Here is a 15,620-nt window from a genome sequence, read left to right as displayed (position 1 = left end):
GGTGGGGAGTGGCTGCGGCGCTGTTGGCGAACGTGCTGTACAGCACCGGGTTCGTGCTGGAGAAACGGGCGCTCGGCAGGATGCCCGAGGTGACGGTCCGTCAACCGGTGAGACTGCTGCGGCTGGTGGTGGGCAGTCCGCTGTGGATCGGCGGGTCGCTCGCGCTCGCGTCCGGGTTCGGTGCGCAGCTCGCCGTGTACCGGACGCTGCCGATCGCCGCCGCGCAGGGCATCTTCGTGTCGGGTCTGGTGCTGCTCGTGCTGCTGTCGACGCGGCTGCTCGGCGAGGAGACCAGCGGCCGGGAGCGGTACGCGCTCGGGGCGATCCTCGTCGCCCTGCTGATGGTGGTGCTGTCGCTCAAGGAGGGCGCGGACCACGTCAGCCGCAACGCCCCTTATCCGCTGGTCCTGTTGGTGTGCGTGCCGTCGCTCGCGGCCGGGGTCTGGCTGTACCGGCGCACCGAGCGTCGCGCGGCGCGCGGGCTGTCCACCACGGGGGTCGAGTACGGCGTGGCGGTGGGCCTGTTGTACGGGGTCAGCTCGCTCGCCATCAAAGGGGTGTCGATCTGTCTGACGACAAGTGACGTGGGCGGGGCGACAGTCGGGCTGCTGCGGTCGCCGTACCCGTATCTCCTTCTCTTCACCGGCGCGTTCGGCCTGGTCATGTCGCAGGCGGCGCTGCAGCGGTGCCGGGCCTCGCTGATCGTGCCGGTCTGCACGACGGTGACCAGTCTGTTCACGGCGGTGCTCGGCACGCTCGCGTTCGGCGAGGCGCTGCCGCACGATCCGCTGCGGCTGGCCCTGCGGATCGCGGGCACCCTCCTTGCGGTCACCGTTCTGCTGGCCATGCCGAAGCACGACGACGCGCCTCGACCACCGGCCGAGGCCAAGGAGTTGACACCCCCATGAACCCGGACGACCCGCTGCTGAAGATCCTGGCCTGCCCGCTCGACAAGGGCCCGCTGCATCTGCTTCCGACGGACGCCCTCTACAACCCGCGCCTGCGCCGCCGTTACCCCATCGTCGACGGCATCCCGCAACTCCTGCCGTCGTCGGGCGAGCAGGTCACCGACGACGCCGAACACGAGGAACTCCTCAAACGGATGGCCCCATGACCCCCACGAACCCCGGGGATTCCGCTCCCCGCACCCTCACCGCCCGGCTCGCCCCGCTCCTCCCCACCCGCCTCGTCGCCGCCACCGCGCGCGCCGTCTATCCCCGCTTCGAACCCGAACTGGCGCGCCTGGCCGACCTGTTGCCAGGTGACTGCGGTACGGCGGTCGACGTGGGCGGCTGGTACGGGCCCTGGACGCACCGGCTGTGGCGGCACGCGCGCGAGGTGGTGACCGTGGAGCCGGTCCCGCATCTGGCCCGGCTTCTCGAGGCCGCCGCGCCCGCGCACGCCCGGGTGGTCCCGGCCGCCGCCTCCGACCGTCCCGGCACCGCGCGGCTGTGGCTGCCGCCGGACGACGAGGGCGACCGGGGTGTGTCCTCGCTGGTGCGCCGGGACATCCACGCCCGCGCGGTGCACGTCCCCTGCGTCACGCTCGACGGGCTCGGTCTGCGGGACGTGGGTTTCATCAAGATCGACGTGGACGGCAGCGAACTGGCCGTCCTGCACGGCGCGACCGGCCTCCTCACCCGCGACCGCCCCGCGCTCTTCGTCGAGCTGGAGTCCCGCATCCAGCCGATCGCCCCCGTGGTGACCTATCTGTCGCTGCTCGGCTACGAGGGCTGGGTCCTCCCGGACCGGAACCGGGACTGGGTCCGGCTCGCGGCCTTTCCCCTGGAGGAGGAGCAGGCCCGCACCTCGTACGTCGTCTCGCAGGGGCTGCTGCGGCGGGTCCTGCCGTTCTCCCGGGGACCCCGTTACGTCAATTCGGTGCTGTTCCTCGCGGACGGCCGCACCCCGGGTGTCAGTGGCGTGCGCGACGATGGATCGCATGCCCGAGACGAATCGCCCCGCCGGCCCCTTCGGCCCCCTCGACTTCCAACTCGTCCTGCTGCGCCGCATGGCGGACCACAACCCGGACCTGGTCGAGGACGCCCGTCATGAGCTGGGCGTCTCGATCGCCGACATGCGCGAGGCCAACAAGCGGTGGCAGGCGATGCTGCACGCCCCGCGCGGCCGGGCCGCCGCCTCGCGCTACCGCTCGGTCCTGGGCGCCCCCGAGTCGACCGTGCGGCGCAGGATCGGCGACCTGGACTGCGAGGCCCGGCTGTGGGCGCTGCCCCTCTGGCCCGACCTCCGCTTCGAGGTGCTGACGGCTCCGAACGGCGCCGTGTGGAACGAATGGCTGGTCCGCGCCCCGGGCACCGAAGGCCCCGCCCTCCACACCCTCGACGACCTGACCCCCTGGTCCTGCACGGTCGACGAGGCGGCCCGCGCCTTCGCCCCCGCCCGCCCCCTGGAGGGCACGGCCCCCACCCGCTGGGGCCTCGCCTTCACCGCGCCGGACGCGCGGGGCGTACGCCACAAGTGCGCGGCCGAGTTCACCTGGGGCCTGCTCCAGCGGACGGCGGTCAGCGACTAGCGGCCGCCCCCAGGACCGCCTCGACCACCGCGGCCAGCGACGACTCCGGATGCAGATCCAGGAAGAGGTTCGGTTCGACGAGTTCCAGCTCCATCACGCACGGCTCGCCGTCCGGCCCGTCGACGAGGTCCACCCGCGCGTACAGCAGCTCCGGCGAGTCCGGTACGGCGGCCAACGCCCGCTCGGCGACGGCGAGTTCGGCCTCGGTCGCGGTCCACGGCTCCAGGTCCGGGTGGGACACCTTGTCGTCGTCGTAGGCCGTCCCGCGCGCCAGCACGGCGCCCTTCCGCGAGGCGTGCACGAACCGCCCCCCGAAGAACAGCAGCGCCCGCTCCCCGCTGACGTCCACGTTGGTCAGATACGGCTGCACCATCGCGGTCAGCCCCTCCGCGTGCATGCGCTCCAGCTGCCGTACGGCCGTCTCGTGCTGGTCGGGCGTGTAGCGGGCGGCGAAGCGGGCGCCCGCGCCGGAGGTCGGCTTGACCACGTACTCGTGGTCGTCCGGGAGGTCGGCCGGGTCGCCGGGGGCGAGATAGCGGGTCGGCACGACGGGCACGCCGGCCGCCGCGAGGTCGCCGACGTAGCGCTTGTCGGTGTTCCACCGCACGACCTGCACGGGGTTCGCGAGCCGGGTCGCCTTCGCGGTCCGCTCGGCCCAGGCCACGAACTCGGCGGGGCGCCAGCTGTAGTCCCAGGTGGAGCGGATGAGCACGAGGTCGTACGAACCCCAGTCGGTGCCGGCGTCGTCCCACGGCGCGGCGACCGTCTCGGCCCCGGCCGCCCGCAACGCCTCCACCAGCACCGGAAGGTCGCGGTCCTTGCTGGGCTTGCTTCCGGGGTCGTAGGTGGCGAGCGCGATTCGGGGCACGGGAGCCTCCAGCTTCGTACGGCGGTCGGTCGGCGGTCGGTCTGCGGCAGATCGTTTCCGCAGGTTAACCGCGGCCACCGCAACCGCGGCAACCGGATTGACCTTCCCCCTCGGTGAAGCCCCAGCATCGGTGGCGGAACCGAAAGAGGTCGAGGTGCGCATGAAGGGCACGGACATGCTGACGATCGGGGCCTTCGCGCGGGCGTGCAGGCTGTCGCCGAAGGCGTTGCGGCTGTACGACGAGCTGGAGCTGCTGCGGCCGGCGCGCGTGGACCCCGACAGCGGCTACCGGTACTACGCGGTGGACCAGCTGGAGCGGGCGCGGCTTGTCGCGTGGCTGCGGCGGCTGGGCATGCCGCTGGCCGGGATCCGTGACGTGTGCGCCCTCCAACCGGCCGCCGCCGCGCGGGAGATCCGTGCCTTCTGGGCGCGGGTCGAGGCGGAGACGGCGGTGCGGCGGGATCTCGCCGGGTTCCTCGTCGACCATCTCGCGGCCGTGCCGGCCGTACCGGGAAAGGACACCACCATGCTGGAACTGCGTTATGCCGCCCATTCCGACCGCGGTCTGGTCCGCCCCTCCAACCAGGACACCGCGTACGCGGGCACCCGGCTGCTGGCGGTCGCCGACGGGTTCGGCCCGGCGGGCGCGCCCGCGAGCGGGGCGGCGGTGGAGGCGCTGCGCTTCCTGGACACCGAGGAGGTGCCCGCGGGCAATGTGCTCAACCTGCTGGAGGAGGCGGTGCGGGGTGCCACCGAGGCGGTCCGTGACGTGGCCGATCCCGGGGAGACCGGCACGACCCTGACCGCGCTGCTGTGGACGGGCTCGAAGCTGGCGCTCGTGCACATCGGTGACTCGCGGGCGTATCTGCTGCGCGACGGCGGGCTGTTCCGGATCACCCACGACCACTCGGTCGTCCAGTCGCTCGTCGACGAGGGCCGGCTGACGCCGGAGGAAGCCGGCGCCCACCCCCAACGCGCCATGCTGCTCAAGGCGTTGACGCACGGCACCCCGGACCTGAAACTCCACGACACCCACCGCGGCGACCGCTACCTCCTGTGCTCGGACGGCCTGACGGCGGTCGTCCCGGAGCACCGGATCCGCGAACTCCTCACCGCGGGCCAGGACCCGGAGGAGGCGGTACGGTCCCTGGTCGACGCGGCGAACGCGGCCGGGGGTCCGGACAACGTCAGTTGTGTGGTGGCGGACGTGGTGTAGGAACGGGGGTGTCCCCGACGGTTGGGGACCCTTGTCCCCGACGACCAAGGAGTGCGCCGCGTGTCCACCCTCTTTCCCGCCCTGACGAACCCGGGCGGCCGGCCCGCGCTCAGGTTCGGTGACCGGTCCCTGACGTACGCGGAGCTGGGCGCGGCGGCGGACGCCCTCGCGGCCCGCTGCGCGGGCGCAGGACGGGTCGCCGTGTGGGCCACCAACTCGCTGGAGACGGCTGTCGCGGTCGTGGCGGCGCTGCGGGCCGGGGTGGCCGCGGTGCCGCTCAACCCGAAGTCGGGCGAGAAGGAACTCGGCCACATCCTGACGGACAGCGCACCGACCCTGCTGCTCGCCGCTCCGGGCGACGAACTGCCGTCCCCGCTACGGCACTTGGAGCGCGTCGACATCGACGTGCGGGGCGCCGGGGCGGCCGGTCCCGACGTCTCCCCCGGCGACGAGGACCCCGCCCTCGTCGTCTACACCTCCGGCACCACCGGCCCGCCCAAGGGTGCCGTCATCCCGCGCCGGGCGGTCGCCGCGACGCTGGACGCGCTCGCCGACGCCTGGGAGTGGACCGGTGACGACGTCCTCGTGCACGGGCTGCCGCTGTTCCATGTGCACGGGCTGGTCCTCGGCATCCTGGGCCCGCTGCGGCTCGGCGGCTCGGTGCGGCACCTGGGCCGCTTCAGCACCGAGGGCGTGGCACGGGAGCTGAACGACGGCGCGACGATGATGTTCGGCGTCCCGACGATGTACCACCGCATCGCCGAGTCCCTCCCCGACGACCCCGGACTCGTCAAGTCCCTCGCCCGGGCACGCCTGTTGGTCTCCGGGTCTGCCGCGCTCCCGGTCCACGACCACGAGCGGATCGCCTCGGCGACCGGCCGCCGCGTCATCGAGCGCTACGGCATGACCGAGACGCTGATGAACACCAGCGTCCGCGCGGACGGCCGGCCGCGCGCCGGCACGGTCGGCGTCCCGGTGCGCGGAGTGGAACTCCGGCTGGTCGAGGACGACGGCACACCGCTGTCGCGGTACGACGGCGAGAGCGTGGGCGAGATCCAGGTGCGCGGCCCGAACCTCTTCACCGAGTACCTCAACCGGCCCGACGCGACCGCCGCCGCCTTCACCGCCGACGGCTGGTTCCGCACCGGTGACATGGCCGTGCGCGACCCCGACGGCTATGTCAGGATCGTCGGCCGCAAGGCCACCGACCTGATCAAGAGCGGGGGTTACAAGATCGGCGCGGGCGAGATCGAGAACGCGCTCCTCGAACACCCCGGGGTCCGCGAGGCCGCCGTCACCGGCGAACCGGACCCCGACCTCGGCGAACGCGTCGTGGCCTGGATCGTCCCGACGGACCCCCAGTCCCCGCCGCAGCTGGCCGAGTTGGCCGACCATGTGGCGTCCCGCCTCGCCCCGCACAAACGCCCCCGCGTCGTCCACCACCTCGCCGAACTCCCCCGCAACGACATGGGGAAGATCCTGAAGCGCTCCCTGACCCATGACTGAACGCCTCTCGGCCCGAGAGACCCTGGCCCTCGTCACGGACGACACCACCTTCACCGAACTCCCTTACCCGGAAGGGGAGTCCAAGCCGGACGGTCCCCTCGCCTGGCAGGGCTACGACGCCTCGCGCGCCCGCGCCGCCGATCGCACCGGCGAGTCGGAGTCGGTGATCTGCGGCACGGCCACCGTGTCGGGGACCCGAGCGGTGCTGCTCGCCTTCGAGTTCGGGTTCCTCGGCGGCTCGCTCGGCGAACGCACCGGGGACCGGCTGGAGGCGGCGTACACCTACGCCCGTGAACACCGGCTGCCCGTCGTGCCGTTGGTCGCCACCGGGGGCAGCCGGATGCAGGAGGGCATGATCGCCCTCACCCAACTCCAGCGCGTGGCGCGCCAGTCGGCCCTGACCCGGGAGGCCGGACTCCCGCAGCTCGCGGTCCTGCGCGACCCGACCACGGGCGGCGGCTGGGCCACCCTCGGCGCGGGCGCCGACGTGATCCTGGCACTCCCCGGCGCCCAGATCGGCTTCGCGGGCTCCCGCGTCCGCCCGCCCGACGCGGACCCCACGGCGTACACGGCGGAGGCCCAGGTCGCGGCGGGCGCGGCCGACGCGATCGTACGACCGGAGGAGCTGAGGGAGACCCTGGGGAGGTGGCTGCGGCTGCTGACCACGCCGTGGGACGGGCAGGCGCCGGTGCCCGAAGCGCTGGGCGCGGTGGTCGGGCCGCCGGTGTCCGAGCAGCGTGCCGAGGCCGGTCTCCCGGCCACCGGCTGGGAAGCCGTGCGGCGCGCCCGGTCTCCCCAACGCCCGCGCGCGGCCCGCTACTTGGACGCCTACTTCACGCACCGGCTGGCGATCAGCGGTGACCGGTGCGGTGGTACCGACGCGGGCATGCTGTGCGGGTTCGGGGAGCGGGAGGGGCGGACGGTCGCCTATGCCGCGCAGGCCGGGACGGCGACCCGGCCCGCCGGATATCGCACCGCCGCCCGGCTGATCCGGCTCGCGGGGCGGCTCGGCATCCCGGTGCTGACGCTGGTGGACACTCCGGGCGCGGCCAACGACGCCGAGGCGGAACGGCAGGGCGCGGGTGCCGCGATCGCCGAGCTGTTCGGCGCGGTGGCCGCTGCCCGCACCCCGCTCACCACCCTGCTGATCGGTGAGGGCGGCTCCGGCGGGGCGCTGGCGCTGGCCGCGCCGGGCAACACCTGGGCCACACCGGACAGTTACTTCTCGGTGATCGCCCCGGAGTCGGCCGCCGCGATCCTGAAACGGCCGCCGGAGGAGACCGAGTCGACGGCCGACCAACTCCTCCTGCGTCCGCAGGACTTGGCGGAGCTGGGGCTGATCCGGACCTCGCGGACCGGATGAGCGGCGGTGCCGTCTCCCCTCCCAAGGAGACGGCACCGCCTGTCCTCGTTACCGGACTCCCACCGCCCGGACGATCTCCTGCCGCACCGAACCACCCTGGTCGTCGCTCGCGGACGCCCGCAGCGAGATGTACCGAGCACCCCGGGGCACGGTGAGGGTGCCGCGCCACGACGCGTGCCCGCCGCTGAGCTTCACCGAACGCCACGACTTCCCGTCGTCGTACGACACTTGGAGCGTGCCGGCGACGATCGTGCCGGTGTCCGGCGCGCCCGCCACGTACGAGGCTCCGATCCCGACGGGCACCCGGCCGCCGCTGCCTCGTACGTCGCCCGCGAGGTCGGTGTCGATGTCGAAGGCGAGGTTGAGGAGGGGCAGGAAGGTCCAGCGATCGGCGGGCGTGGCAGCCGAGTTGAACGTCCACTCGGCGTGGCCGCGGGTGGAGAGTTCCCAGCGGGCGGGGTCGAGGGCGGTGTCGGTGACGACCTTGTAGGTGTGTTCGTCGGCGGGGGCTTCCCAGTCGTAGGCGGTGGAGTCGGTGTTCCGGTCGACCAGGGTGCCGTCCTGGTAGACGGCGGTGGTCTGGGTCATGCCGCTCTCCGCGCTCCAGACGTCGCCGAATCCGGTGTGGTCGGGCCCGGAGTCGCCCCAGCCGGGAGCGTTGAACTGCAGCTGGTTTCCGGACCGTTGCTGCCCCCAGCCGAGGCCGGTGCCGAGCCATGGATGCCACACGGGCTTGAACCAGTCGAGGGTGCGCCGCTCGCCGCCGGTGTACCGCACCAGCCCGCTGCGTTCCTCCAGCGTGCCGTCGCCGACCGTCACGGACTCGGCCCAGCGCTGCCCGGGGCCGGTCGACACGTAGTCGGTGCGGGTGGCCGGGTAGTCGACGCGCTCCAGGAAGCCGAGCCCGAGGGGGAAGGTGTCGGTGATCGAGTAACGGAACTCCCCGCCGCTCACCGGCTTCACGGCGTGGAACCTGCTGCCCAGGACGGCGAGTTGGCGGCTGCTGGGCGCGTAGGTCAGATCGGCGTCCGGGATAGCGCCCGGGTGTCCGGCCGAAAGGTCGTACGTGTAGGGCGTGTTGCGTGTGCCGGTCATGTCGACCGTCCTGGTCGCCCGCAGCCGTGCCGCGTCGGCGGTGTTCACCGAGGCGATCTGGAGCGGCCGGTCGGAACCGTCGTCCGCGCCCCACCACGCGCTGAGCCGTCCGGCCATGTCGTCCGTCACGAACAGCGCCTTGGCACCCGCGTCCTGGGCGGCCTGCGCGAGGGCGACCGGATCGGCGCCGTCGGTGAGACGGGCGAGCACGGCCTTGCCCCGGACGGCGGCGGTCACGGGTCCGGCCCCGACGTCCACCAAGGGCAGCCGGCTGCGCCCCTCGATCAGCGTGCCGCCCGACTGCACGACGGCCTCACCGATCCCCTTGACCTCCAACTGCGGCTTGCCGAGCCGCCATACGGTCCGGTACTCGAAGCTGCCCTGTGTGACCTTGTCCGTCGGGGCGGCGAAGACGCTGTCGTACGTCACCGGGACCTGGACGGCGTCGAAGAGATCGGAGCCGTTCGCGTTCCGGTCGTACTCCATGACCAACTGCCGTGTCTCCGTGCGCTGTCGCACCTTCGCGGCGACCTCCCTGAGCCGTCGCCCGTCGAGGGTGACCTCGCGGTCCCGGTCGAGGGTGATCTCGGGGGCCGCGAGGAAGCCGAGGCCGAGGGAGTCGGCGCCGTGGCTGCCGTGTACGTCGAGGAAGGAGCTGAGGCTGTAATTGCCGGGCTGGAGGCGCAACTTGACCGTGCCGGAGTCGTCGACGGCCTCCGGGTAGGGGTCGTAGCCCTGGGCCAGGCGCTGCACTACCAGGTCGGCGGGTGTGGCGGCTCCCTCCCGGTCCTTCACATGGACGGTGAGGGTGTACCGCTCCTCCTCCTTGACCAGCCCGAACGCCGTGTGGGCCACGGGAGTTCCGGCGACGGAGGCGACGATCTGCCCGCTGGTGTCGCCGACCTCGGCCTTCGCTCCGTCGCCGGTCACGGTGGTGGAGGCGGTGCCGTGTGCGGGCACGGTGAGGGTGGAGTCGGCGAGGGTGGCGACCCCGGCCGGGGCGCCTTGCGCGGCAAGGCTCAACTGGACCGCCTTGTCCGAGGAGTTGGCGTAGGTGAGGGTCCTGGTGACCGGCTTGTTTCCGTCGTACGGCCAGCCGTAGAAGCCGAGGTCGGCGCTGCCGGTGGCGGTGACGTGGGCGTCCACGGCATCGGGCACGCTCACCCGCCCCGCGCCCAACTCGTAGACGGAGGCGTCGAGTTGCCTGGACGTGGACATCAGCGCGTCCTTGAGCTGGGCGCCGGTCCAGTCGGGGTGTTCCTGGGCGAGCAGCGCGGCCACCCCGGCCACGTGCGGGGTCGCCATCGACGTACCGCTCATGGAGGTGTAGTACCCGCTGCCGTCGACGAGTTGGGAGCGGGCGGCGAGGATGTCGACCCCTGGGGCGGAGAGGTCGGGCTTGAGAGCGTTGTCGCCGTGACGTGGTCCGGCGCTGGTGAAGTAGGCCGCTTGGTCGTCCGCGTCGACGGCGCCGATGGTGAGCGCGGAGTCGGCGGCGCCGGGCGAGCCGATGGAGGAGGGGGTGCCGGTGTTGCCTGCGGCGATGACGAAGAGGGCGCCCGTCTCCTGGGACAGGGTGTTCACGGCCTGGGCCATGGGGTCGGTGCCGTCGCTCGGCTCGGTCGACCCGAGGCTCATGGACACGACCTTGGCGTGCACGTCCCGGGCGGCCCACTCCATCCCGGCGATGATCTGGGACTCGCTCCCGGACCCCTGGTCGCTGAGCACCTTGCCCACGGCGAGGGTCGCGTCCGGGGCGACTCCCTTCTCCTGCCCGTCGGACGCGGCTCCGCTGCCGCCGACGGTGGAGGTGACGTGGGTGCCGTGGCCATTGCGGTCGGCCGTGTCCTCGCCGTCGATGAAGCTCTTGGTGACGGAGACGCGCTGGGCGAGGTCGGGATGCGAGAGGTCGACTCCCGTGTCCAGTACGGCGACCGTGACGCCCTTGCCGGTCAGCCCGGCCTCCCACGCGTGCGCCGTACCGATCTGCGCGTTGCTCTCGGCCATGTCGGCGGTGACCCGCCCGTCGAGCCAGACCTTGCGTACGCCGTCCTGCCGGGTGAACGCGCTCCAGAACCCGCGCCCCTTGTCCGCGTCGACGGCCGCCCCGCGCACGCTCGCCAGGGTCCGCGTCCGCCGGGCGTCGCGCGGGGTCGAGGTCGGCGCACCCTTGTCGTAGGTCACGATCAGCGGCAGCTCGTCGGTCGTCCGGTCGGCGAGGCCCTGCCGCAGCAGCTCGCTGACGTCGAAGAGCCGCCGGTCGAGGGTGCCCGCGCGGAGGTAGGGGAGGGCCTCGTCCGGTACGACGGTGATGTCGCCGTCGGCCAGCTGGGTGCGGACGGCGCCGGTGGCGCCCCGGGGGCGCTCGACGCTCACGGTCTTCCGGCCGCCCGCGAGGTCGGTGACGGTGACCTTGTCGCCGGTGACGAGGGTGACGGTGCGGATGGGGTTCGTGGTGCGGGTGGGGTTCGCCGTAGGGGTGGAGTTCGCCGTGGGGGTCGTGGTCGTCGCCTGCGCCTGTGCGGCCGTCGGCGACAGCGCGACCACGAGCCCGGCCGACAGCAGCACCGCCCCGCGTCTGACTGGTCCTCTGCTCATGCCGCCCCTCTTCGTCGTATCACCGAGTCGTCGAGTGCTGCGAAGAGTGTCACGGGGCTTGTGGCGCAAGGGAGTTGAACGGGGCTGGCGGATTGACGCCCTGGCGCTTTCCCGCCAACACGGCGTCACGAGGACAGCCCCCACTGCCCCTTACGCATTCCTTATCTCGGGCATTACGGACAAATACCCCCATTCAGCCGCACCCCACCCGGCCCACCACAAGGCGCGCCCGCCCCACCGCCCCCGCACGATGCGAAAGAGGCCCGCCGCCCGGCGAAGCCCCGGTCCGCGCTCTCGGGAGAACCTGCCATGACCGTCAGTCTGGAGCAGTTGCGACGCTGCCATTTCGCCGTCGACCTGGGTGCCGCCCGTACCCGTGTCTACGTCAAGGGCGCCGGGCTCGTCGTCGACCAGCCGTCCGCCGCCGCCGTGAACACACGGACCGGCGCGCTGATCGCCGTAGGAGAGTTCGCGGAGAAGATGACGGGCCGTACGCCCGACTACATCCGGGTGGTGCGGCCGGTGTCCGGCGGCACGGTCGTCGACATCGAGATGGCGCAGCGCATGCTGCGGCACCTGATCGGCGACAAGGTGCGCCGCGCGCTGCGCCGCAAGCCCCGGCTGCGGGCCGCCGCCTGCACCCCGCACGACGCCGATCCGCTGGCGCAGCGGGCCGCGATCGAGACGCTGGTCGGGCTCGGGGCGCGCCGGGTGGAACTGGTCGACACGCTGATCGCCGCCGCGGTCGGCTGCGGCCTGCCCGTCGAGCGGCCCGAGGCCACCATGATCATGGTGTGCGGGGCCGCCGCGACCCAGGTCGCCGTGCTCTCCCTCGGCTCGATCGTGACCGCCGAGCGCATCCCGGTGGGTGGTGAGGCCGTGGACCACGCGATCGTCCAACACCTGCGCCACGAGCACGAGTTGATGCTCCCGAGCCAGTCCGTACGACCGCTGCAGCTGGCCCTGTCCGGCAACGGACTCACCCCGCACGGCCCGACCACCACCGAGATCCACGGGCGGGACGTGGCGAGCGGCCTCGCGCGGTCCGTACGGGTCGACACCGCGGCCGTACGGGACGCGATCGAGACCCCGCTGACCGCCGTGCTCGACGGGATCGGCCGGGTGCTGCGCAACTGCCCGCCCGACCTGGTGGCCGACCTCGCGGACCGCGGGATCATGATGGTCGGCGGCAGCGCGCTGCTCCCCGGCTTCGACCAGATGCTGCGCGCGGCGACCGGGATGCCGGTGCACATCGCGGAGCGGCCGGACGTGTGTGCCGTACAGGGCCTGGGTTACATGTTGGAGGGCAAGATCGAGCCGCTGGTCCTGGACCCGCTGGCGACCACCTGAGCCCGGGCCCGGCCGGCCCGCGTGACGGCGTCCCCGACCTCTCCCGGCTGCTCGAAGCGGTGCTGAGCGTCGGCTCCGAGCTCGAACTGCGCACCACGCTCCAGCACATCGTGGACGGCGCCGCCGAGCTGACCGGCGCACGGTACGCGGCGCTCGGCACCACGGACCCCGGGCAGGACGGCCTCACCGAGATCCGCACCGGCGGGGCCGAACCGCCGGCCGCCGGGGTGCTCAGCGTGCCGATCCACGTCCACGACGAGGTGTTCGGCCACCTCCACCTCGCCGGCAAGCACCCCTCCGCCCCCTTCACCGCCGAGGACGAGCAACTCCTGCACGTCCTCGCCGCGCAGGCGGGCATCGCGATCGGCAACGCCCGCCTGTACGAGACGGCCCGGCAGCGCGAGCGCTGGATCGAGGGCGCGGCGGCCGTCACCACCGCCCTGCTCACCGGCGAGCGGGCGGCCGACGCGCTGGCCACGGTCGCGGAGGGAGCCCGGGCACTCGCCGACGCGGCTGCGGGCGTGATCCTTCAGCCCACCCCGGCGGGCGGCATGGAGATCGTCACCGCGTCCGCCCACGACGACCCGGGCGACTTCGTCGGTACGACCATCGCGCCCGGCAGCCCGGTCCTGGTCCAACTCCTGGGCGGCGAGCCGGTGTTCATCGACGACTCGGCGACCGACCCGCGCATGACGACCCATGTACGGCACCGGTTCGGGCCGAGCATGATGCTGCCGCTCCAGGCCGAGGGACGCCTCATCGGCACCCTCGCCCTCCCCCGCCACCCGGGCGACCGCCCCTACACCGCCGTGGAACGCCTGCTGGCAACGCAGTTCGCGTCCCAGGCCGCGCTCGCGCTGGTCCTGGCGGACGCGCAGCACAGCCGGGAACGCCTCGCGGTGTACGAGGACCGCGACCGGATCGCCCGTGACCTGCACGACCTGGTGGTCCAACGCCTGTTCGCCACCGGCATGATGCTGGAGTCCACGCAGCGCAGGACCGCCGATTCGGACGAGGCCCACGACCTCCTCGGCCGCGCCGTCGACGAACTCCAGTCGACGGTCCAGGAGGTCCGCACGGCGATCTTCGCCCTGCAGCAGCCTCCGGCGGAAGCCCCGACATCCCTGCGCGGCAAGGTACTTCGAGAGACGGCCACCGCGTCGGCGATCCTGGGCTTCGCCCCCTCGACGCACTTCGAGGGCGCGGTGGACACCCTGGTCCCCGACCGGGTGGCGGCCCCGCTCCTGACCGCCCTCCGCCGCGCCGTCACCGCCGCGTCCCAGCGCGCCGGCGTCTCCCGTCTGGAGATCACGATCGACGTGACGAGGCCCCTGCCGGACGGCAGGGGCGCCGTACGACTGCGGGTCCACGACGACGGAGGGACGGACGGCACGACGGTGAACTGGCAGTCGCCTCTGTAGTTTTCGGCCTGGTCAGTAGGGCAGGAGGCGCCCCGAGGGCGTCCTGCGGTCGATGGTGTCGTCGCGGGGCGTGATGGGCCGACGACTGACGCGAACGCGGACCTGTCGGTTCATGGCGCCCTCCCGAGGCTCATATCTTCTATGCCCCCCTCCTATGCCCAGCACTCGCCCTCGCGACTCCCCACAACATCAATTCCGTACGGTGAGTCCCATGACGATCACTTTCACGCTGCTGCATCCCGGCGCCATGGGCGCGAAAGCGGGCGGCGAGGCGACCCGCACGGGCACCCGGGTCCTGTACGTCCCCACCGGCCGGAGCGCCGCCAGCCTCCGACGGGCCCGCGAGGCCGGCCTGGAGCCCGCCGACTCCCTCGAATCCGCCCTCGCCGCAAGCGACTTCGTCCTGTCGGTGTGCCCGCCGCACGCGGCGGAGGACGTGGCGCACGAGGTCCTCGCGCACCCCTTCCGGGGCGTGTACGTCGAGGCCAACGCGATCAGCCCGGACCGTACGCGGCGTATCGCTGCGGCGTGCGCGGAACGCGGCGTGCGGATGCTGGACGGCTCGATCGTCGGCGGCCCGCCGGGACCGGGCAGCGCGCCGCGCCTGTACCTGAGCGGGGACGGTGAGCAAGTCACCCGCCTGGCAGGCGCGTTCGAAGGCACCCAGGTCGTGGCCCGCCCCCTGGACGCGGAGATCGGTGCCGCGTCGGCACTGAAGATGGCCTACGCGTCGTACCAGAAGTCGGCCCGCGTCCTGGCCGCCGTGTCGCACGCCCTCGCCGCCCACCACGGCGTGGCCACCGAACTCGCCCGCGAGGCAGCCTCGTTGACGTCCAACATCCTCGCCGAGACCGACCAGCTCCCCAGCGTCGCGGCCCGCGCCTGGCGCTGGGCGCCGGAGTTGGAGGAGATCGCGGCGACATTGCGTACGGCGGGGTTGCCTGCGGAGATGGCGGAGGGTGCGGCCGCGGTGCTGGGGCGGTGGGCGGACGACAAGGACGACCACGACCTGACGGTGGAGGAGGTGCTGGGCCACCTGCGGGCGGAGGGGTGACTACGGCGTCGTCGCGGACCCCGTGCCGCGCAGCTCCTGCACGGTCCCCCCGAGCCGGGACCTGAACCCCGCCAGCAGCTCGGGCTTCGCGCTCACGACCCACTGCGTGCCGACGAGGTACTTGCCGCCGTAAACGGCCGCGCTGTCCAGCCAGATCACCTTGAACCGCTCCTCGGGGAAGGTGGTGATCCGGTACTCCCCCTGCTCCGTACGGCAGACCCCCTCCCGCAGTTCGTCCGCGTCGATCCGGATCTCGGCAGTGCACCCGGTCAGCCCGGCGATGACCTCGACCTTGGCGGGGGCGACGACTCCGGCCTCGGGGGCGGCGGTGACGGCGGTCGGTGCCGGCGCCGCGCGCTTGCGGTCGGCGGTGTCTTCTCCCTCCCCTCCGCCGCAGGCCACGGCCAGAGGGAGCAGGGCGACGGCCGCGCTCCTGCGGAGGCGGGAGGCGGGGCGTCGGGCGGGGCGGTGTGTCTGGTGGGTCATGGCAGGGGGTACGGGGGTGGCGGGGCGGCCGTTCACGCGGTCGGCGGGCCGGTCGCCGGGGATCCGGGGCGGTCATGGAGACGGCGGTACGGCACCGGGCCGCCCGGAAACCGCGGTTGGCGCCGGCGCG

Annotated in this window: 13 protein-coding genes; 10 read left to right on the top strand and 3 right to left on the bottom strand. The window is 73.1% G+C overall.

The genetic code is table 11. The annotated features are described in order from the left end of the window. The first annotated feature begins 8 nt into the window (after window positions 1-8). From OHT77_RS30515 to OHT77_RS30500, 4 genes are read left to right on the top strand one after another with little or no spacing between them, the layout of a single operon-like run. Window positions 9-908, top strand: a complete 900-nt coding sequence (locus OHT77_RS30515) for a hypothetical protein (protein WP_328831620.1) — start codon at window positions 9-11, stop codon at window positions 906-908. Further along, window positions 905-1,114 carry a Trm112 family protein gene (locus OHT77_RS30510; RefSeq protein ID WP_266768370.1) on the top strand — a complete coding sequence of 70 codons (210 nt, stop codon included), beginning with the start codon at window positions 905-907 and terminating at the stop codon, window positions 1,112-1,114. Before OHT77_RS30515 ends, OHT77_RS30510 begins: the two co-directional genes overlap by 4 nt. Further along, window positions 1,111-2,055 (top strand): FkbM family methyltransferase, encoded by a 945-nt coding sequence (locus OHT77_RS30505; protein ID WP_328831619.1) that lies wholly within the window; start codon window positions 1,111-1,113, stop codon window positions 2,053-2,055. The genes OHT77_RS30510 and OHT77_RS30505 overlap by 4 nt, the downstream gene beginning before the upstream one ends. Next, the gene (locus tag OHT77_RS30500) at window positions 1,943-2,533 is read left to right on the top strand and encodes a hypothetical protein (RefSeq protein ID WP_328831618.1); all 591 of its coding nucleotides are present in this window, start codon (window positions 1,943-1,945) and stop codon (window positions 2,531-2,533) included. Before OHT77_RS30505 ends, OHT77_RS30500 begins: the two co-directional genes overlap by 113 nt. Here OHT77_RS30500 and OHT77_RS30495 read toward each other — a convergent pair. Further along, the gene (locus OHT77_RS30495; RefSeq protein WP_328831617.1) at window positions 2,523-3,401 is read right to left on the bottom strand and encodes an ATP-grasp domain-containing protein; all 879 of its coding nucleotides are present in this window, start codon (window positions 3,399-3,401) and stop codon (window positions 2,523-2,525) included. The two genes, OHT77_RS30500 and OHT77_RS30495, sit on opposite strands and share 11 nt — an antisense overlap. Window positions 3,402-3,561: 160 nt before the next feature. Here OHT77_RS30495 and OHT77_RS30490 point away from each other — a divergent pair, with 160 nt between their 5' ends. From OHT77_RS30490 to OHT77_RS30480, 3 genes are read left to right on the top strand one after another with little or no spacing between them, the layout of a single operon-like run. Continuing rightward, entirely contained in the window at window positions 3,562-4,617 is a 1,056-nt protein-coding gene (locus OHT77_RS30490) for a MerR family transcriptional regulator (RefSeq protein ID WP_328834388.1), read from the top strand. 60 nt (window positions 4,618-4,677) lie between these two features. Beyond that, window positions 4,678-6,123, top strand: a complete 1,446-nt coding sequence (locus tag OHT77_RS30485) for an acyl-CoA synthetase (protein WP_328831616.1) — start codon at window positions 4,678-4,680, stop codon at window positions 6,121-6,123. Then, entirely contained in the window at window positions 6,116-7,486 is a 1,371-nt protein-coding gene (locus tag OHT77_RS30480) for a carboxyl transferase domain-containing protein (protein ID WP_328831615.1), read from the top strand. The genes OHT77_RS30485 and OHT77_RS30480 overlap by 8 nt, the downstream gene beginning before the upstream one ends. Window positions 7,487-7,534: 48 nt before the next feature. On the opposite strand, the gene OHT77_RS30475 is transcribed toward OHT77_RS30480, so the two are convergent. Further along, window positions 7,535-11,179 carry a S8 family serine peptidase gene (locus OHT77_RS30475; RefSeq protein WP_328831614.1) on the bottom strand — a complete coding sequence of 1,215 codons (3,645 nt, stop codon included), beginning with the start codon at window positions 11,177-11,179 and terminating at the stop codon, window positions 7,535-7,537. Between the two features lie 309 nt (window positions 11,180-11,488). Between OHT77_RS30475 and OHT77_RS30470 the strand changes: the two genes are divergently transcribed. From OHT77_RS30470 to OHT77_RS30460, 3 genes are all read left to right on the top strand, one after another. After that, window positions 11,489-12,529, top strand: coding sequence for a rod shape-determining protein (locus OHT77_RS30470; protein WP_033281820.1), 1,041 nt, complete (start codon window positions 11,489-11,491; stop codon window positions 12,527-12,529). Then, complete coding sequence (locus OHT77_RS30465; RefSeq protein ID WP_443048221.1) at window positions 12,526-13,950, top strand: GAF domain-containing protein; 1,425 nt, start codon at window positions 12,526-12,528, stop codon at window positions 13,948-13,950. The genes OHT77_RS30470 and OHT77_RS30465 overlap by 4 nt, the downstream gene beginning before the upstream one ends. 211 nt (window positions 13,951-14,161) lie before the next feature. After that, entirely contained in the window at window positions 14,162-15,004 is an 843-nt protein-coding gene (locus tag OHT77_RS30460; protein ID WP_328831612.1) for an NAD(P)-dependent oxidoreductase, read from the top strand. On the opposite strand, the gene OHT77_RS30455 is transcribed toward OHT77_RS30460, so the two are convergent. Then, window positions 15,005-15,490: a hypothetical protein gene (locus tag OHT77_RS30455; protein WP_328831610.1), complete on the bottom strand. Its 486-nt coding sequence runs from the start codon at window positions 15,488-15,490 to the stop codon at window positions 15,005-15,007. Window positions 15,491-15,620: the final 130 nt, after the last annotated feature.

It is taken from the genome of Streptomyces sp. NBC_00252, from assembly GCF_036187565.1.
Taxonomy (GTDB): domain Bacteria; phylum Actinomycetota; class Actinomycetes; order Streptomycetales; family Streptomycetaceae; genus Streptomyces.
Note: the sequence above shows the minus strand (reverse complement) of the source record. Positions and strands in the feature narration are given on the sequence as shown.